The organism is Anaerocolumna sedimenticola (genome assembly GCF_009931695.1).
Classification (GTDB): domain Bacteria; phylum Bacillota; class Clostridia; order Lachnospirales; family Lachnospiraceae; genus Anaerocolumna; species Anaerocolumna sedimenticola.
Genome location: NZ_CP048000.1, coordinates 4679275 through 4698567, shown reverse-complemented (window position 1 = coordinate 4698567; position 19293 = coordinate 4679275). Strand labels below are relative to the sequence as shown.

Here is a 19293-nt window from a genome sequence, read left to right as displayed (position 1 = left end):
CAAGTTACAAAAAATTGCACCTAAAAAATTAAAAAGTGCAAAACACTATTAGATTAACCAGAAAGAGGGATTATGTTAACATAAAAGGAGAAATTCATGAATAGAGAGGAATTAGCAATCTTACTTAGAAAACATAATCAGGAACATCTTTTTTCTTATTATGACAAATTATCTCAAGAGAATAAGGATAATTTAGCTGCGCAAATAGAAAAAGTAGATTGGAAACTTCTTGATCTCATACGTCAAGAAAACCAACTGCAAAAAAGCGGTAACTATGAACCCCTTGAGGGGATTAGTATCAAACAAATCGAGTCTAATAAGAAACTATATTATGATATAGGTATTAAGACAATTCGTGATGGTAAAGTAGCAGCTGTTTTATTAGCAGGAGGACAAGGTACACGCCTGGGTTGTGAAGGTCCTAAAGGAATGGTAAACATCGGTCTTACAAAGGAAATCTTTATCTTTGAATTAATCTTAAAAAATATTTTGGATACAGCAAAAGCAGCAGATACTTGGATACCATTATATATTATGACAAGTAATAAGAATAACGAGGAGACGATATCATTTCTGAAACAACATGACTTTTTTGGATATCCGGAAGAGTTTATAACTTTCTATATCCAAGATATGACACCTTCGGTAGATTTTCATGGTAGATTATTAATGGAAGCCCCAAACCAACTTTCACTTTCCCCCAATGGTAACGGTGGCTGGTTTTCTTCAATGGTTAAGGCGAACTTACTTCATGACTTGCATGACCGTAAAATAGAATGGATTAATGTCTTTGCAGTTGATAATGTTCTTCAAAAAATCGCAGACCCTTTCTTTATTGGAGCTACGATCGCAACGAATTATTTAAGCGGTGCAAAAGTTGTAAGGAAAGCGAATCCCAATGAACGCGTGGGTGTTTTATGCTTAGAAGACGGAAAACCATCTATTGTAGAGTATTACGAAATGACCGACGAAATGATTAATGCAAGAAAAGATAACGGTGAATTAAGCTATACATTTGGAGTTATATTAAATTATTTATTTCGTTTAGATAAACTGGAAGATGTTATAAAGTATGATTTGCCTATTCATGTGGTAGAGAAAAAAGTACCATATTTATCAATTGATGGTAAATATATTGAACCTAATGAACCAAATGGATATAAGTTTGAAGAACTTGTGTTAGATATGGTTCATCTTTTTGATAACTGCCTTCCGTTTGAAGTAATTCGAGAAAATGAATTTGCTCCTGTTAAAAATGCTACCGGTGTAGATTCAATTAGTACTGCAAGGCAACTACTTATCAATCAAGGGTATGTTTTGTGAAATGATATGGGAATAACAGGAAATAATTTTTTACACCTTGTTAAATACCAATGTCTCTCAAGGTCTGCTTAATATTATCTTAGGGTCCTTTTCTCCTTGCTTTAATATTTTGCTTGATTTCCTGTATATGGAAATATAAACTATATATAATAGGTACTTTAAATAACTACTAAAATCATTTACGAAAGGGAGAGGATTCGTATGGAAATATTTAATTTTAGTGAAAATTATCTGGAGCATGCAGCTGATCTTTTTACAAAAAGTTATATGAAAGCACGAGAAAATCTGAATATATTACCCATAAAATATGAAGATAAGAATACTATTTTAACATTACTTCAAGATTTTTACAAAGAGTACATTGGGGTAGTTGCTGTTGAGAACGGTGAAGTAATCGGATATCTAACCGGACTTCCTATTTCCGATTTCAAAGGGTCTCAACGCGGTATTTATTGTCCTGAATGGTCACATGCGGTTATGTATAAAGACAGACCGTTTGTATATCAAGAGTTATATAAAGAAGCATCTAATATGTGGATTCAAAATGGGTGTCTTAACCATGCTATAACTATAATGGCACATGATGATGAAGCAATGAACATCTGGTTTTGGAATGGCTTTGGATTACATGTAGTTGATGCAGTACGGGATTTGAATATTTTACCAGGAAATTTCAATAATGATATAGAAATCAGAAAATTTAAAAAAGAAGACATAGAAGAAGTTGTTCATTTGTATTTGGAATATAAAACGTACATGGCTTCTTCACCTATTTATTTACCATTAATCCAGGTTGAAAATGCAGAGGATATAAATCAGTGGCTGGAAAATCCTGATAATAATTTATGGCTCGGTTTAAGTAATGGAAATATTATTGCAATCATGGAAGTTAGTTATAAGCAATCCAATGATGCACAAATCTTATCCGATGATGATACTGTAAGTATTGGTGTTACATATACAAGCGAAAATGATAGAGGGCAGGGCATTACAAAAGCATTGCTACAAAAAGTAATGGAAGAAGCTTTATTAAAAGGTTATAAGAGATGTGCCGTAGTTTTTGAGTCTCAAAATGTCAGTGGTAGAAATTTTTGGCTGAAATACTTTAAACCTGCTTGCTATTCTGTAGTACGTAAGGTTGATGATAGAATTTGGAACAATATGTAAATGATTATTGATGTAAAAAATTTGCAATAAGTTAATTATATTATTCCAGGTAATTGCTGAACTAGATTATTGTATTTATATGCCATGCCATTGATGCGATTTCAAAGCTGAATCTTGCCCAAAAGGGCAACTAAAGCTATGAAATTGCGTCAATTGCATGGATATTGAGAAACTTTAGAGTTTCGTAATTGTCTAATATTATTCATGTATGAGGAGGTAAACAATGGAAGAGGGTATTGTAATTGTTAATCAGAAGGATTTAGTAGGAAAACACAAAGCAGAACATGAAAATTATGAATATTTAAAATATGAGGTTACACCACGAAACAGGTTTGAACAGTGTTATGTATCAGTATATGAAATACCACCATTAAAAGCTGGTTATCCGTATCATTATCATGCAGCCAATACCGAAGTTTTTTATATTATTAGCGGATGCGGAATTCTTGAGACAAAGGATGGTAAAAGATACCTCAAAGCGGGAGATTTTATTGTATGTCCTCCCTCTGATAAAGGTGCACATAAAATAATAAATGCATCTGATAACGAGATTTTAAAGTATATAGATTTTGATACTACAAATTCTCCTGATGTAATACATTATCCAGATTCAAATAAAACAGGTATTATTATTCGAAATCAACCGGGTATGTTTTTTTATGATAAAAGTCAAGTTGATTATTATGATGGTGAATGCAAAGAATAGGCAGGGGATAATCCCATCATAAATACTAAAATAATTATGGGTAGGTGATAAACTTTTGGAGTATTATAAAGAGTTACGTAAATTTGTAGGACATAAGCCTATAATCCTGCCAGGTGCTGTTGTAATCATAGTTAATGGTAACGGTGAAATCTTACTGCAGGAAAGAGAGAATAACTTTTGGGGATTACCAGGAGGATTAATGGATTTGGGAGAGTCATTAGCAGATACGGCAAAAAGGGAAGTATTTGAAGAAACCGGGCTTAGTATTCAGAATTTGGTATTACTCGATGTATTATCCGGCCCAGAATATTATAATAAAATGCCTAATGAAGATGAATTATATTCTGTAACAGCAATTTACACAACTACGGATTACACGGGTGAATTAATCCCCGATATGGATGAAAGTAAATCCTTGAAGTTTTATGAAATTAATTGTTTACCCGAGAGAATGGAGCAAGAATATAAAGACTGTATAAAAATTTATCTAAGATCTCGTACCTGATTTAGAAATTGATGAAATTCAGGTTGTTTGATATAAATTTTTAGGGTTGAATTTTAAAGCAATGCTAAGATATTAATAATATCGGAGGGATTTATGGGATTTGATGCAAAAAAAGAAAGTGAAATGTTTAATAAGGCTGCCGAATATTATGATAAATTCAGACCGGGCTATCCGAATGAAATTATTGAGGTAATGGTAAAACAAACGAAATTAAATAAAGATTCAAAAGTCTTGGAAATAGGAGCAGGAAGCGGGAAAGCAACTGAGTATCTAAAAAATTATGGATTTACCATCAGATGTATTGATCCAGGTGAGAATCTGGTGAAAAATGGCAGGATAAAGTTTATGGATTATCCAAACATCAGCTTTGAATGTGGAAGATTTGAAGAATTAGAGCAAAGCAACGAAAAATATGATCTTATCTTTGCGGCCCAATCCTTTCATTGGCTGCCTCAGCCTATTGGTTATCAAAAATGTGCGGAGATGTTGAAAGAAAATGGATATCTAGCTCCCTTTTGGAATATGTACATAACATATGATAATAAAGCTGATAACGACTTACTTAAATTATCAAAGAAGTATGGCGGCTTTGCCGATTTCGTTAGTGAAGAAGAATCTATAAACAGAATACAATCCATTGTAAAAGGCATCAAGGAAAGTGGACTGTTTGAAACACCAACAGTAGTTAAGCACTCGTGGGTACAGGAATATACTGCTGAGGAATATTATGGATTTGTACTAACCGGAAATCGGTTTTTGCAATTACCTGAAGAAGTAAAAGAAAAAGCCCATGCAGAAATAATAGAACATGCCAATGAGTTTAATGGAAAAATTATTCGTCCATATCTATGTGTGTTGTATTTGGCAGCTAAAAAATGAGATGTAATCTCAAGCTTGATTTTTTTATCTCAAAGTAAAGTTCGTCCAATGAGATAAAAACCCCTCCGGTGATATGCACCCGTGCGAATAGGAATTGTGCCGCAAGGGACCGCGCTTGGGCGAGAGCTTGCCAAGGCAAATGAAGAAAATTAAACCTATCAGATTTATCAGGCAACGGATATATTGGATATAGAAAAAATGATCTATGATTACGACATATATGAAACGGAATTTACGAATATGGCATATATCATTAAATAAAAAATAATAGTTATATTACAATTTCGGAGGTTGCTATGAAACGAAAATTAAGGATACTACTTACTTTATTAATACTGGTAATCTTAGGTGCATGCAGAAATGATACAGGAGTAATTAAGACAGATGAGTCTATGACCGGAGCAGCAGATTCAAAGCAGGGAGAAACAAAAGTGGGGAATTCAGTAGAATCAACCGGAGATCAGACCAATGAGTCAATGGATGAATCCAATGCAGGAGAAACTGACGAGTCAATTAAAGTCCCCACTGCAGATACAATGGATGAGTCGTCAGATGTAATCGAGCCTAACACACTCTATGCTGAGGGTGAAGACAATGCTATAGATAATCCGGTACTTTTACCGGCTCCACCATTTAGTTATTATATATCTGACAAAGTAACAGATAAAGAAAATAAACCCATACAATTGAATGAGAGGTCAAGTAAGGCGAATGAAATAACCGATGATGAATATTGGTTCATAAATAATGAACTTTCCATGAATACCTCGCAGATACCGGTTCCATCTCAGGACACAACAGGTAATTTACAGGATGAAATATATTCTGTATGGAATGACTTGTTAATAACATCTGCTTTTTATGACGATTCCTATATTTATTGTACCTATGGCTCAGACTATTCAGAAGGTTATATTTTAAATATATATGATGCAATCACTTTGAAACTTATATATTCCTTGGATTTCTCCAATTACAGGTATTCCCCGGATTATATGAAAGAGGATTATGATTATATACAACAGAAAGTTGTTTGGGCTTCGATTAAAAATAATATCTTATATATTTCCCATAGCCATAATACTTACGCAAAAAGCTCTAAGAATATGAATGCATACATAACTGCCATTGACTTATTAGATATGAGTGTTTTGTGGAGAACCGATGCATTAGTTTGCAATTCTCGTAATTTTCAGATTCACGGTGATGTTATTATTTGCGGATATGGATTTACAAATGAGCCGGATTACTTGTATCAAATAGATATTAATACCGGTAAAGTTTTAGATAAAATGCAGCTGAAATCTGCTGCGTCATATATCATACAAAAAGATGATGTAGTATTTGTACGTACTTATAATACAGATTATGAATTTGATATTCAAGAAAAATAACATTTATTTTTGTGTCTCACTCAATATTCAGTTTTCATTGGATTAAAATTAAGACTTACCAACATCACCTGATTATGAGCAATAGAGATAGGATAATTTTAGTAAAGCTTTCAAAACTTTCCTATAAAAAGTGAATGAAAGTTTAAAATAAGTTCATCATAGTAATTTTTTGGTATAATGTCGATAGGAATAGGAAAGGAGTAAAATTATGCAGAAAGAATTACTTGAACTGCTTGAGACACCTTGTATTGTAATAGATATGGCGAAAACAGAGGAAAACATAACAAGAATGCAGGCAGCAGCGGACGCTTATCATTGCAGGTTAAGACCCCACATTAAGACACATAAGATGCCGTTGTTTACCAGTATGCAGTTATCACATGGGGCCAGTGGTATTACCTGTGCTAAAGTTTCAGAAGCAGAGGTAATGGCAGACGGTGGGGCAGAGGATATCTTTATTGCCTATCCTATGGTAGGGGATTTTCGGATTAAGCGGGCAATAAAACTAGCGAAACGTGTGAAAAGACTTATCCTGGCAGTGGACAGTATGGAATGCGCGAATTTGCTAAATGAAGCGGCAAAGGCTGCCAAACTGATATTTGAGGTACGTATGGAAGTGGATACCGGTGCAAAACGTACCGGAGTTGTACGGACTCAGGCAGCACAGCTTGCAAAGCAGATTTACGGACTATCCAATCTGAAACTGACCGGAATCTATACCTTTAAAAGCCTGGTCTTTCACGATGAAGCTACGGTGGATAGAGAGCTTGCAGGTTTGGAAGAGGGTGATTTGATGGAACAGATTGCAGAGGAAATTAGAAATGCTGGTGTTCCAATTGAGGATATTAGTGCCGGTTCTACGCCCACAGGTCTGGAGGTGGCAAAGACCGGAAAAGTAAATGAAATACGTCCCGGAACTTACATTTTTAACGACCATATGCTCTGTATGGAGGAAGCGGCAAAACCGGAAGAGATTGCAGTAAAAATTTATGCTACCGTAGTAAGTGTCCCCTGTAAGGAATATGCTGTTATTGATGGAGGGACCAAAACATTTCCCATGGATATCCTTTTGGATACGGCACCTTATTACTATCCTGGGTATGCTCTTGTGGAGGGAAACGAGGATCTCAGACTGCGGCGAATGAATGAAGAACATGGTATCATTACAAGCATGAAAGGTGATACAGGGCTTAAAGTAGGGGATAAGATTGCACTGATTCCAATTCTGTATGTACTGCTATCAATATGCAGAATCAGGTTTACCTTTACGATGGTGAAAGTCTGAAACAGGAAAAAGTAGCAGCAAGAGGAATGCTGGTATGAGAACTCTGATAAAAAACGGTTTGATCTATGATGGAAGCGGCGGCAGTCTTTATCAGAAAAACATCTTAATAGAAGAAGATAAGATAGCTTCTGTTACAGAAAACATAGAGGTCTGTGCAGAGAATGTTATTGATGCGAATGGGTTTGCGGTTACTCCGGGATTTATTGATACACACAGGCATTGTGATATGGATGCTTTATATAACGCTGATTTTGGTACCATTGAGTTGTCCCAGGGACTTACAACGGTTATAGGCGGAAATTGCGGACTGGCTCCGGTTCCCGCACCCAGGACATACCGTAAAGATATCTTTGATTATATTGAACCATGTCTTGGAGCCGCACCGGAACTAAAAGAAAGAGGTTAATTGTATGAGTGATATATATGTCAAATTAAAAGAATTAGGACTGGAACTGCCAAAAGCACCTGCAAAAGGAGGGGTTTATTCCTCTTCGAAAGGATTTGGAAACAATCTGGTTTACATATCCGGATGCGGCCCGGTAATGGATACTCCTGTTACTGGAAAAGTTGGTAAAGAGTTTAACAAGGATGAAGCAAAAGAATTTGCCAAAAACTCCATGTTAAACGTATTGGCAGTTTTACAGGCACAGATTGGTGATTTAAATAAGGTAAAGCAAGCAGTTAAAATACTTGTTTTTGTTGCAAGTACGGATGAATTTTATGAACAGCCCTATGTAGCAAACGGCGGATCTCAGCTTCTCGTAGATTTATTTGGAGAAGATGCAGGGGCACCAAGCAGGTCGGCAATCGGTGTTAACGTACTTCCGGGAAATATTCCCGTTGAAATTGAAGCAATATTTGAAATTAAAGAATAATTTTCAGCGCATGTGAAGTAATTCACATGCGCTATTTTGCAATAAATTCTTCCAAAACCCTATGGTACGAGTCAAACACAATCCACTTAAATATTTTTAATTATTGATATCTTTATAGCACCAGAACCAGTCCATACAATTCAGGCCACTTTTTTGCGGATCATTGACACGTTCTAATAATTGATCATAAGTACCAGGCGGAGGAACCATTGCAGATTTATCGGGCTGCCAATTTGCAGGTGTTACAACTTTACACCGGTCTGTTGTCTGAAGAGCGGTTAACAGACGCAGAATTTCAGAAATGTTTCTGCCGTTTGTTAAGGGATAAATTAAAATAGCACGTATCACCTGATCCGGATCAATGAAAAATACATTTCTTACCGTTTCTTGCTTACTGGCATCAGGTGCAATCATTCCATAGAGCTTTGCAACCTCAGCCATACGATCTGCAATAACCGGGAAAGGAATTTGGACACCTGTTAATAAATAGATTTGATTCACCCACGCCAGATGGGAAGGGTTACTGTCTATACTAAGTCCGATTAGATTTGTATTCAATGCTTCAAACTGATCGTTCGCCTGTGCAAATGCAATAAATTCGGTAGTGCATACAGGAGTAAAGTCACCCGGGTGAGAAAACAGTACAACCCAGCGTCCTTTGTAGTCGGACAATTTCATTGGCCCGAATGTCGTTAGCGCATTAAAATCAGGGGCTTTCATACCAATACTAACATTCATAAATGTACCCCGAAAACAGTTTTTAATATCATATGACGGCTCGAAAGAATATGTTAAAATATAACTTATAACTTAAAGTAAATAAAGCGTAGAAAAGAAGCTGTAAAGGATTTTTAAGGAATATAATAATTGATGAGTTAAAAGGGGTGAAATAATTTGATTTACAGAAAAGCGGTGCCAGAAGATATAAAAGATTTGGCAGAGATGAGAATGGCTTATTTATTAGAAGATCAGGGTTATATAAATGAAAGTGACAGAACTATAATGAAAAAAACATTACCTGGATATTTTACGAGACATCTAAACCATGATTTATTTGCATATGTTGCTGTTGATAAAACGATAGTTGCAACAGTACTTTTAGTTGTTGAAGAACGTCCTGCAAGTCCTCATTTTATTACAGGCAAGATAGGAATTTTAATGAACGTTTATACGATATATGAATATAGAAGACAGGGTATCGCGAGGCAGCTTGTTTCTATGGCCATTGAAGATGGTAAATTATTAAATCTTGCAAAAATTGAACTTATGGCAACGAATGATGGATATGAATTATATAAAAAGGCAGGTTTTAAAATAAAGGAATCAGAATATATTCCTATGGTATATACGCTTAAGTGATAGCTAGATCCGGCAATGATACTAAGATAAAATGGGGAAATTAAATATGAAAAGCAAGCCTTTGTTTATTATTAGTTTTATTATTATGGTAATAGCGTTGCTATTAATGGGTATTAATCGGTTTGTATTTCTTTTTTCGGATATGATAATAAGAGGGATAGGAATCATCGTTTTAATTGATTTATTTACTTTAATTTTTAGTATGGTTAGGCTTAAAAATAGCAGGAACTAATTGCTTACCTATAATTCTGAAAAATCTTTGAGGTTGTTAAAAGAATATTGAAATGATATTATTGCTATATCGTTTTATTTAGGAAAAATGAAATCTATAGGTTTTCAGGGGATTATGTATGATAAGCGAAATCAAAGCTGAATTAAAAAACCGTGGTGCTGATTTTATCAAGGTAGTTGATATAACAAAGCTCCAGGATAGGGAAAACAGAGGGTATCATTCTGCTATTTTGATAGGGATAACCTTAAGCCCCGATTATATTTATCGTCAAATAAAAGAAAATACAGTGGATCACTCTGAGTTCGGGGAGAAAGAGCACCGTGCGGATGAGCTTGCAGACTGGCTGACTGATTTTATCATTTCAAAAGGTTATGATGCTTTTTCCCAATCAGAAAGAAATCTAATACACGGGTTTTTTAATGAATCTACGAAAACAACTCCCCTGCCACATAAAAAAATTGCAATGTTAACAGGTATAGGCTGGATCGGAAAAAGTAATCTGCTGGTTACCAAAGAATATGGCAGTGCAGTGTGTATGTGTACTGTTTTAACAAATGCGCCTTTACTATCTGAAAACAGACCATTTATAGATTCCCAATGTAAAGGCTGTACGAAATGTATTGACATATGTCCTGCAAATGCAATACATGGCTCTGCATGGGAACCAGGTATGAATCGGGATTGTATCGTTGATGTATATAAATGTGAAGGATGTTTAAAATGTTTAATAAGCTGTCCATGGACGATAAAGTATATGGAAAAGTATAGGATAAATATCTGTAAAAACAATTTTAATTTATAATCCGGGTAAATTAAATTATCCTAAAATTATTATTTGAGTATGGTAATTTTTGGATTGACAAATATACATGATAATGTTAGTCTTAGAAAAAGAATTTACTGCCTTATTGATATTAAAATAGCAGTCGGGGAGGAATATGTATGGAAAATGAACATTTGGATAACTACTATAGCAATCATGATGAAGAAGGACGTCTGCTCAGCAGACATGGATCCGTTGAATTTTTGACTACTACTAGGTATATAGATAAATATTTGACACCAGGTATGAATATTCTTGAAGTCGGTGCCGGTACCGGCAGGTATTCCCTGCATTATGCTAAAAATGGTTATCAAGTAGAAGCTGTGGAATTAATAGAACACAATATTGAATGTTTTAAAAATAAAATAACAGAAGATATGAAAGTAAATATACACCAGGGTAATGCCTGTGATCTTTCTATTTTTGAAGATAATAGTTTCGATATAACTCTTTTATTGGGTCCTTTGTATCATTTATATAATATAGAAGATAAGAAAAAGGCAGTGGGAGAGGCACTTCGTGTTACGAAACCGGGAGGTCTTATTTATGCTGCATTTATTATGAATGATGCGGTAATATTAGGATGGGGATTATTATCCGGTAATCTGGTAAATGGTATAAAGGATGGAATCATAACGGATCAGTTTCATTGCGTTGGAAAGCCGGAGCTGCTATTTGAGATGTCAACAGTTAATGAAATCAATGATTTAATGGGAGCATTTTCAATTGATAAATTACATATGGCTGCAACAGACGGAATGGCGAGTCATTTTAGGGAAACGATAGATAATGCAGAAGAAGAATTATTTGAGGCCTGGCTTAAATATCATTTTCAATCCTGTGAACGGGAAGAGTTAATTGGATACAGTAGTCATGGGCTATATGTAGGCAGAAAAAAATGAGATATAACATTATTTGGCACATTGTTATATATAAGTTAAATAGGTTTTAAAAAATAGATAACTGTGATGTGAAGATAGATAAATATTATGTAAAGCTAGTTAAATGTTATGTGTTAATAGGAAAATATGAGAAGGCAGCTGATTGTAATTTATTCAGCTGCCTTTAACTTTATATTATGACTACAATATTTTATTTAAAACCGGTATCTTTCTAATGTAATTACATATAAAAAAGGTTAAGGGAAATCCGATTACACATGCTGCTAAAAATTTTAAGATTGGGTGCATATGCACATTCATCAAAATGAGTGAAATTGTAATTATAATTGGAGCGTGGAACATGTAAACCGTAAAGGAACGATCAGATAGGCTTTTTATTAAATTTGACTGTCTGTTATATTTTTCTTTAAATAAAGAAATTAGTCCAATGGACATAGCAACTGCTGTGAATGATTCCCATATGGCATAAGCGGCACTCTGCCAGTTAAACCCGCCTTTATATAGGTCGAACCCTCCATCAAGGGCTCCGCCTCCTATCATTAAAACAATCCAGCAAAGAATTCCCGGAATTAATGCGGTTAAGAACCATTTGTGTCCGATCGGATAGGAAAGTTTTGAAAACCAATCATACTTTCCTGCTTTTATACCAAGGATAAATAAAGCAATATATTGGGTGAAGAAGCACAATTGCATATTTAAAATAGCGGTATCAATGGGTTGAACCAAACGGACAATATAGGTAACTATGGAGATTAATAAAATTATCATAATAGCAGCCTTCCAATCAGGTAATTCCTTTTTAGTTGAAGAGCTGTATATTTTATTGATTTTACGGTATAAAACATAAAAGCAATTAAAAAGTAATAGTGCAAAAGCAAACCACAAGGGGCCGCTTTCACCAAGAAATTCAAGGCTAAAAAAGTAAACCAAATAATATTTTATAAATACTGGTCTATCCCACATATTTCCTAAGAGAACATAAACAATAAAAGGGTGTATAACTAACATATAAATTAGGGTGGGTATTCCTAATCGTATAAAACGGTCCTTTAAGAATTTTTTAGGACCTTTCTTGTCATAAGATTTAGTAACAAAATATCCGGAAATAAGAAATAAAAAACCCATAAAATAAGCCTGTGTAAAGGATTGAAACAACCCGAAAAAAACTAAAGACTCCGCGCCAAGTTCTGTACTATCCACTAAATACCAACTGCCGATCCCGCTATAGGTTACTGCCAGATGTACCATAACTACAAAAATAATCATTAATAAACGAAGATTATCAATATAAGCAAATCTGGATGAGCCATTTGTTATCATAAATACCCTCCTAATCCAACTATTAAAAGTTTAAATACATTGAAAGTATAGCATATTTTGGAATTATTGTATAGGAAAGTTATAGAGGGTATATTGTTATGTAGAAATTTTATGGTTTCTAATTAAATTAATTAACTGAATTTTTACAAAAAACAATCATATAAATTGGAATTAGCAGGTATGATTAAGTTACTTTTACGTTAATGGGAGAAATTAAAGGAGAAAATAAATTTACTAAATAAATGAATCTATTTGCATTCTTTCTTAATTCCAGATATAATTACAAAATATGATGTATGGGGCTCAATCATTTGCAGAGAAAGGAAGTATCATATGGAAAGAAAAATAATGTTCTTTGACATTGATGGAACAATATTGACTGAGGATACGCAAACGATTCCGGATAGTACCGTCAAAGCAATCAGAAAAGCGCGTGGGAATGGGCACCTTGCTTTTATCAACACCGGAAGAACCTATTTTAATGTTGAAAGAAAAATACGTGACATCGGATTTGATGGTTTTGTATGTGGCTGCGGTACCTATATTAACGTTGATAATAAGATATTGGAAGCAGCAACAATCGAGGAAACAACCTGCAGAAAAATTATTGATTTATTACGTAAATATAATATAGATGCAGTATTAGAGGGCCTGGATGATGTTTATTTTGATACAAAGGAAATTGTATCAGCAGAAATGAAAAAGTTAAAGGAACATTTTAATCAGAGAGGTTATGGCATAACGAAAAACTGGGAATCAGAAGGCCTTTTATATGATAAAATTTTTGCCCAATTTAACGAGGATTCAGGTGTGGAGGAGTTCCTTAAGATGATGGAGAAAGATTTTGACTGTATTGACCGGGGTGACTGCCTGTTGGAGATAGTGCCAAAAGGTTATTCAAAAGCCAGCGGTATTAAGCGGGTATTGGAGCATTACCATTTACCACTTGAAAATGCATATGTTTTTGGAGATAGTTCCAATGATCTTCCCATGTTTCAATACGCAATCAATAGTATCGCAATGGGTAAAAGCGACGAATGCATTTATAATGCAGCAAGTTTTATAACTAGGGATATACATGATGACGGAATTGCTTTCGCAATGCAGCATTTTCAGATTATATAAAGTTATATATAGAAAATTATATTATTTCAATCATCAATCGGCAGAGGCGGATATAAATATAATAGAGGTTAACTTAAATGTACTTGAGTTTAAAATTTATTTCCCGTACATGGTTAACAACTATTATATGCTTATTTTTGCCTCATTGCTTTGCTTTATAATATATTATATCGCTCGGACAAGCTTTTACATCACTATTATATATTAATAGAATGAAAACTGAATATTGAGTGAGACACAAAAATAAATGTTTTTGTTCCAAAAAACAGATAAAAAGGGCTTCCCAAAAAGGTTTCAAAAAAAGAGTTAAAAAAATAAAAAATTGAAAATATCTATTGACAGATTGGCCTTGATACACTATAATATCATTTGTGTCTGACACATAAACATTTCAAAATTACATACGCGCGAGTGGCTCAGTGGTGGAGTATCGCCTTGCCAAGGCGAGGGTCGCGGGTTCGAATCCCGTCTCGCGCTTAATATAAAAAAGGATTCTTCGTTAGAAGAGTCCTTTTTTATATTCAAATACCAGACAAGAATCGAACTCATACGAGAATAGACTTAGGGAGAATGCGTCAGCATTCTCCGGCGGCTTTGCAGAGCAATGCCGCTGCGGGGAGTCGCGGGTTCGAATCCCGTCTCGCGCTTCAATTATTTTTATGGAAGCCTTGATTTATAAGGCTTCCATTTCTCTTTTCTCTCTATATCCTTTGATTACACTTGATTACATTATCCACAGAGAACATTTTCTAAGATATTCTCCGTTTTCTCCGTTGATAACCGGTTAAAGCAGTAGCTTTTATATGTTGTTTCTTCCGATTCATGTCCAACTGTTTCACGAATATAATTAATATTCACATTGTTATCTATTAAGGTTGATATAAAAGTCTTGCGTATCTTATGCATACTTTTTTCTGGTATGTTCAGGTTCGAGCAGTATTTTCTCAATCGGTAATCCAATGCCCTGACATGGATTCTACCTTTTTCATTAACAAAGATATAATCATTATCAACAAATCCGGTATTGATAGATGCTTTTTGGAGAGTATCTAATAATTCACGTGCTTTTGTGGTTAGATATACCTTTCTTGTTCCAGCTAGTGTCTTGGTGTGTTCTACTACCTGGTATTCGATAGTTCCCATCCATCTGTATCTTTATGAGGTATTCTTACTTCCATCCGTTGTATATGTAGATATTCGCCCTCAATATCACTGTATTGCAAGGCAACTAACTCACCTACACGTAAACCTGTTTGAAAAGCAAGGGGAATAGCAAGGGATACTGGATTGCCTGTTGTATAAAATTCTGCATAGGCTTCTTGTTCAATTCGTGGCTGTTCATCTGTTAAAAATACTTGGGTAGAAGATTGCTTTTTGGATGTTTTTGCAAATATCTTCCCTGACAACCGAATTCGTTCGTAAGGGCTTTCTATTATTAAACCTTTATCTATGGCATATAGTAAAACTTGTCTCATGATTAATGCCATATTACGATATTGTTTCTGTGTCAGATTCCGCTCTTTGACAATGGAATGTGCCCATTTATCAACGGTTATGTAATCCAGTTTTGCTAATGGAATTTCAATAATATCCGTATCAACATAATACTTGTTCCAGTCATTGTCAATCCGTCTTACCGTATTGGAAGAGTTCGTACAGATTAGCTTGTAATCAAGCCATTCAGGATATAAGGTTTTCAATGTACTTTGCGTTTTTGCTTCATTTTCTTTATAAAATTGTACTAATGCGTCTTCGACCTTTTCTTTTGTACTCTTAGCGATTGGTTTACGCTTGTCATTTACCATAACATAGGTATGGTAGCGATTATCAGTAGATAAGAAAATGTCGTAAGGATGATTTTTTAAAATGATTTCTCGTTTCATGTTATTTACCATTTCACGCATCCGTACATCATCTATATTCATTATATTATTATCCTGCAATAAACGCAAGAGTTCTGAAAAGGTATCCGCTCATTAGCCCCCTTTCTTGGATTGGTTTTAATGTTCTTATTTCTGAAACGGTATTTTTATCTGCTCATCTAATGTTAACTGGTTGACTGATGTAAAAGTAGAATTACGGTTTAGGTATTCGTTAACTGAATTATAGGTTATTATTGAACTATCACGATATTCCTTTATTTTATGTATTCGACGTAGGAAAGCAGCCCACGATTCTTTGTCACTTTGTCTTAATTCTGAAAATTGCTTTTCTAATTCCCAGTTTGTACATATGAATACTTTGTGAAAACATGCATATTTATTGTTGTATCTCGCTTGTAAAATAATGGGATAAATATCCAGATAATTCAACATGTCTTTTAGTGGCAAAGATGAACGGAATTCTTCAAATACGATTATAGGTTCACATGAATACTGGTCGAAAGGATGCAAGTAGTCAGTTAATCTAAAGACATTACCATCTCCATAAGTATCAAGAATATCTCTTGATTTACCACTACCGGTAACACCGAATACATAAGTAACTTCCATATCCAGACGGCGCATTCCTTTATATTTTTCCTGTAAATAAATTGTACGAATTTTATCGAGTTTATCAATCTGCATAATATAATCCTGATTGATTCTGATAATCTCTGCATTGGATAATTCTTCATCTACTATCATATGGTAAAGATCCTCTAGGTCTTTGCGCTTTCCGTTATTTTCTGGAGGACGTTCTCCAAATTCTTCAAAACTTCCCTCAATGGTAGTTTCTGCTTTCTTAGTATTCGACCATTTCCCTGTTTTTTTAAGATAATCTAAATTCTGTTCAATACTTCCTTTACATGGCTCTATATGTGCTGATGGAAAAGATTTTTTTACTGTGCTGAATCTTACTGGACTATCAAAGCATAAAAAAATGTGACTATGATGTGTTCCGTTACTTCCTATTTCATCAACTATTGCTCCATATCTGAATGCCTTAAATTTTGTAAAGCATTTTTCTTTAATTTGATTATGTGAAAGCCCATTTTTTTCTTTATGATTATCCGTTAACTGGTATTTCCTTGCTTGTTTTTCAGATATATTTATCACCTCTTTTCTGATTGCGACAAATGCGATTTTTAGATGTCGCAAATGAGATATATCGGAAAGGTTTATAAATCATTGTTTATCGGTATTTTATAATTTGTTACATAACCCGGGTAATACTAGGCCCGGGTTTTGGTTCGCCTTTGGCTCACTCATATTTAAATGGCTGTGATTTGCTCCGCATCACAGCCATTTAAATATGGTTTATAATCGAGCTAATGCATCACATAATAATAATTTGATTTTTAGGCTTAAGGCATAATCATCTGTTTCGAAGATATCCTTATTCATGTCATATCCTAACCCTTGTTCACTTATCTTGTTTGGGTCATTATAGGCAGTATTATGTATTAATACAGTGTTGGGCTCATCCTGCAAGATTTGAAACAGTAGCGTTTTATAACGTGAGACATTGCACTGAAATAGAAATGGACTATTATATATTTCAATTTGAAATCCATGCTTTAATTTAAATTTATGACGTGTTCTTGTCTTTAACTTGTCAATGATTTGTTGGTAAGTCATTCTGTTCTCCTTTCTTCTGAAATTTCAGTTGTCTTTTTAATACATGCCTGTACTTTTTGTAGTGATGTTATTTGTGGAACTACAAATTGATATAACTCTGTTCCGTTTTTAAGCATATACCCATGACCTCTTTGCTTAGGCACTTTGACTGCTTCCTTGAAATTAAAGAATATCATGTCACGCAGTTCAGGGCTTATGCTGCCAGTGCAATATGTCATTGAGAAATTTTCTCGGGCTCCTGATGGAAAAAAGGTACTGTCACATCGTTGCATACTTATGATTAGAAAAAAATGGAACGATCTACCCATAAATAATATTTGTGAAAGTTTAGATTTTACGGCTTCTGCTTCTGCTTTCAAAAGTGATAATAGAAAGCTAGAGTATTCATCAATGAAGAGAATATGAAAATTATCACTCGTATCATTACCGCTTTGCCTTTGTATGAATGCATCATAATAAGCATTTATTCCAGTAAGACATTCACTGTATCTGTAAAATCCAGGTTGACCGTTTAAGAAAGCAAAGGACTTATCGCCTTTGAAATCGCATACAGTTAACACTAAATTTTTCAAATGTAATGATAATCTTGCTAGTAAAAGTAAAGAACTAAAAGATTTTCCAGAACCGCTACTACCGACTATAAGCGCATGAGGTTCTTCCAATATTTTCCATGGTATATACCTTGTTAGCCCATTCTGTAGAAGTGATTCATTAATAAAAGTATCTATATTCATTTAAAATTCCTTATCTCTTGGTTGACTATTCTGATTTTGCATAGTATCGTATTTAGCATATGCTTTTGCTTCTAGATAATCACAGAACTTTAAACCACAGAATGCAATATCAAGCTGATAATACGCTCCCATATCAGATATTGAATCAATAAGAAAGATTGGATACCTAATGCCAGACGTATGTATATAATAGCTCTGGTTAATACCGGGAAATTGTTGTTCTTTAAGCCGTTGTTCAATACGTCGGGTTAGTACGTCTTTTATTTCATCCGTAGTTAGTGATGTATTGTTTTTAGCTACAATGTACTGGTATATGTTTACACCGTTTTTAACAATGTAATGATTAGGAGTGTCTAATTCAGAATGTATTTTAGGCATTCTTAATTGTACAGTATCAGAAATATCTGCTAATACTAGATAGAGATATTGCCTGATTAATTTATAATCATCTTCAGCGCGAATCTGTTTCAGCTCTGTTTCTTTTTCTTGTTTTAATTCCTGTAAAGAAACGATATTTTGTTGCTTTTTTTGTTGACGATCTTTAAAGACTTGGTATAACCAAATATATCCGCCAAATACACAGAGAATTGGAATAAAATTTGTTGCCAAGAAATTAAAAAGTTTCATGCTAACAAAAATAATAAATAAAGTTAACGATAGGATTGAAAGCAGTACTATTAATACTAATATTATTTTTTTAAGGTGTAGAGAGCTTTTAAAGCTCTCTACCCAGGCCTTTACCCAGTACATTACTTAATCCCCACCTCCAGTGTTTCTGCCTTGCAGCTCAGTTGTACATTATTCTGTTTGTCCTTATACAGAGTTGCAGTAAAGCCTTTGACATTTACATTTACAGGACCTTTTTCTAAATCTTCTTTACTTATTACAGAAGTCGGTGATAAAATTTTAATTGTCAGCGGAATGTAATTATTGTCTGGTGCTACTCCACTATAGGCAATGCCTGTTATTTTTCCGGTATATTTACCGTCTATATATTCCTTTATTTCTTTGGTTCCAGTAACTATAAAACGGGTTGATTTTAAGACCTGTTGAGCTGTTAAAATCAACTTCAATAGCCATAAAACATCCATAATGATTCCTCCT

At 34.3% G+C, this 19293-nt stretch carries 22 protein-coding genes and 1 tRNA gene; 14 read left to right on the top strand and 9 right to left on the bottom strand.

Features of this window, described 5'->3' with window-relative positions:
• Nucleotides 1-96: 96 nt before the first annotated feature.
• The 9 genes from Ana3638_RS20960 to Ana3638_RS20920 all read left to right on the top strand — a co-directional run bounded on the left by Ana3638_RS20960 (nt 97) and on the right by Ana3638_RS20920 (nt 8134).
• A complete protein-coding gene (locus Ana3638_RS20960) occupies nt 97-1323 on the top strand; it encodes a UTP--glucose-1-phosphate uridylyltransferase (RefSeq protein WP_161839772.1) in 1227 nt (408 codons plus the stop codon).
• 201 nt (nt 1324-1524) lie between these two features.
• Entirely contained in the window at nt 1525-2490 is a 966-nt protein-coding gene (locus Ana3638_RS20955; RefSeq protein WP_161839771.1) for a GNAT family N-acetyltransferase, read from the top strand.
• A gap of 223 nt (nt 2491-2713) precedes the next feature.
• Nucleotides 2714-3196: a cupin domain-containing protein gene (locus Ana3638_RS20950; RefSeq protein WP_161839770.1), complete on the top strand. Its 483-nt coding sequence runs from the start codon at nt 2714-2716 to the stop codon at nt 3194-3196.
• 55 nt (nt 3197-3251) lie between these two features.
• Nucleotides 3252-3701: an NUDIX hydrolase gene (locus Ana3638_RS20945; RefSeq protein WP_161839769.1), complete on the top strand. Its 450-nt coding sequence runs from the start codon at nt 3252-3254 to the stop codon at nt 3699-3701.
• 93 nt (nt 3702-3794) lie between these two features.
• On the top strand, nt 3795-4580 hold the full coding sequence (locus Ana3638_RS20940; protein ID WP_161839768.1) for a class I SAM-dependent methyltransferase: 786 nt from the start codon (nt 3795-3797) through the stop codon (nt 4578-4580).
• Between the two features lie 296 nt (nt 4581-4876).
• The gene (locus Ana3638_RS20935; RefSeq protein WP_161839767.1) at nt 4877-5974 is read left to right on the top strand and encodes a hypothetical protein; all 1098 of its coding nucleotides are present in this window, start codon (nt 4877-4879) and stop codon (nt 5972-5974) included.
• Between the two features lie 208 nt (nt 5975-6182).
• Complete coding sequence (locus Ana3638_RS20930; protein WP_246240449.1) at nt 6183-7259, top strand: alanine racemase; 1077 nt, start codon at nt 6183-6185, stop codon at nt 7257-7259.
• A 34-nt stretch (nt 7260-7293) separates the two neighbouring features.
• A complete protein-coding gene (locus tag Ana3638_RS20925; protein ID WP_161839766.1) occupies nt 7294-7665 on the top strand; it encodes an amidohydrolase family protein in 372 nt (123 codons plus the stop codon).
• A gap of 4 nt (nt 7666-7669) precedes the next feature.
• Nucleotides 7670-8134 (top strand): RidA family protein, encoded by a 465-nt coding sequence (locus Ana3638_RS20920; protein ID WP_161839765.1) that lies wholly within the window; start codon nt 7670-7672, stop codon nt 8132-8134.
• Nucleotides 8135-8230: 96 nt separating this feature from the next.
• On the opposite strand, the gene Ana3638_RS20915 is transcribed toward Ana3638_RS20920, so the two are convergent.
• Nucleotides 8231-8872 (bottom strand): peroxiredoxin, encoded by a 642-nt coding sequence (locus tag Ana3638_RS20915; protein WP_161839764.1) that lies wholly within the window; start codon nt 8870-8872, stop codon nt 8231-8233.
• 156 nt (nt 8873-9028) lie between these two features.
• Between Ana3638_RS20915 and Ana3638_RS20910 the strand changes: the two genes are divergently transcribed.
• The 3 genes from Ana3638_RS20910 to Ana3638_RS20900 all read left to right on the top strand — a co-directional run bounded on the left by Ana3638_RS20910 (nt 9029) and on the right by Ana3638_RS20900 (nt 11450).
• Nucleotides 9029-9493 (top strand): GNAT family N-acetyltransferase, encoded by a 465-nt coding sequence (locus tag Ana3638_RS20910; protein WP_161839763.1) that lies wholly within the window; start codon nt 9029-9031, stop codon nt 9491-9493.
• A gap of 350 nt (nt 9494-9843) precedes the next feature.
• Complete coding sequence (locus Ana3638_RS20905; protein ID WP_161839762.1) at nt 9844-10527, top strand: 4Fe-4S dicluster domain-containing protein; 684 nt, start codon at nt 9844-9846, stop codon at nt 10525-10527.
• A 140-nt stretch (nt 10528-10667) separates the two neighbouring features.
• The gene (locus Ana3638_RS20900; protein ID WP_161839761.1) at nt 10668-11450 is read left to right on the top strand and encodes a class I SAM-dependent methyltransferase; all 783 of its coding nucleotides are present in this window, start codon (nt 10668-10670) and stop codon (nt 11448-11450) included.
• Nucleotides 11451-11630: 180 nt separating this feature from the next.
• On the opposite strand, the gene Ana3638_RS20895 is transcribed toward Ana3638_RS20900, so the two are convergent.
• Nucleotides 11631-12770, bottom strand: a complete 1140-nt coding sequence (locus tag Ana3638_RS20895; RefSeq protein ID WP_161839760.1) for an acyltransferase family protein — start codon at nt 12768-12770, stop codon at nt 11631-11633.
• A gap of 333 nt (nt 12771-13103) precedes the next feature.
• Between Ana3638_RS20895 and Ana3638_RS20890 the strand changes: the two genes are divergently transcribed.
• The gene (locus Ana3638_RS20890) at nt 13104-13895 is read left to right on the top strand and encodes an HAD family hydrolase (RefSeq protein WP_161839759.1); all 792 of its coding nucleotides are present in this window, start codon (nt 13104-13106) and stop codon (nt 13893-13895) included.
• 405 nt (nt 13896-14300) lie between these two features.
• A tRNA-Gly gene (locus tag Ana3638_RS20885) sits at nt 14301-14372 on the top strand.
• A 252-nt stretch (nt 14373-14624) separates the two neighbouring features.
• Here the strand turns inward: Ana3638_RS20885 and Ana3638_RS20880 are convergent.
• The 7 genes from Ana3638_RS20880 to Ana3638_RS20850 all read right to left on the bottom strand — a co-directional run bounded on the left by Ana3638_RS20880 (nt 14625) and on the right by Ana3638_RS20850 (nt 19280).
• Nucleotides 14625-15038 (bottom strand): tyrosine-type recombinase/integrase, encoded by a 414-nt coding sequence (locus Ana3638_RS20880; RefSeq protein ID WP_161839758.1) that lies wholly within the window; start codon nt 15036-15038, stop codon nt 14625-14627.
• Nucleotides 15014-15820 (bottom strand): hypothetical protein, encoded by an 807-nt coding sequence (locus Ana3638_RS20875; RefSeq protein WP_161839757.1) that lies wholly within the window; start codon nt 15818-15820, stop codon nt 15014-15016. Before Ana3638_RS20875 ends, Ana3638_RS20880 begins: the two co-directional genes overlap by 25 nt.
• Before the next feature lie 84 nt (nt 15821-15904).
• Nucleotides 15905-16933, bottom strand: a complete 1029-nt coding sequence (locus Ana3638_RS20870; protein ID WP_161839756.1) for a hypothetical protein — start codon at nt 16931-16933, stop codon at nt 15905-15907.
• A gap of 201 nt (nt 16934-17134) precedes the next feature.
• Nucleotides 17135-17455 (bottom strand): hypothetical protein, encoded by a 321-nt coding sequence (locus tag Ana3638_RS20865; RefSeq protein WP_161839755.1) that lies wholly within the window; start codon nt 17453-17455, stop codon nt 17135-17137.
• Nucleotides 17452-18189 carry a hypothetical protein gene (locus Ana3638_RS20860; RefSeq protein WP_161839754.1) on the bottom strand — a complete coding sequence of 246 codons (738 nt, stop codon included), beginning with the start codon at nt 18187-18189 and terminating at the stop codon, nt 17452-17454. Before Ana3638_RS20860 ends, Ana3638_RS20865 begins: the two co-directional genes overlap by 4 nt.
• Nucleotides 18190-18939 carry a hypothetical protein gene (locus Ana3638_RS20855; RefSeq protein ID WP_161839753.1) on the bottom strand — a complete coding sequence of 250 codons (750 nt, stop codon included), beginning with the start codon at nt 18937-18939 and terminating at the stop codon, nt 18190-18192.
• Entirely contained in the window at nt 18939-19280 is a 342-nt protein-coding gene (locus Ana3638_RS20850; RefSeq protein ID WP_161839752.1) for a hypothetical protein, read from the bottom strand. Before Ana3638_RS20850 ends, Ana3638_RS20855 begins: the two co-directional genes overlap by 1 nt.
• Between the last annotated feature and the right edge of the window lie 13 nt (nt 19281-19293).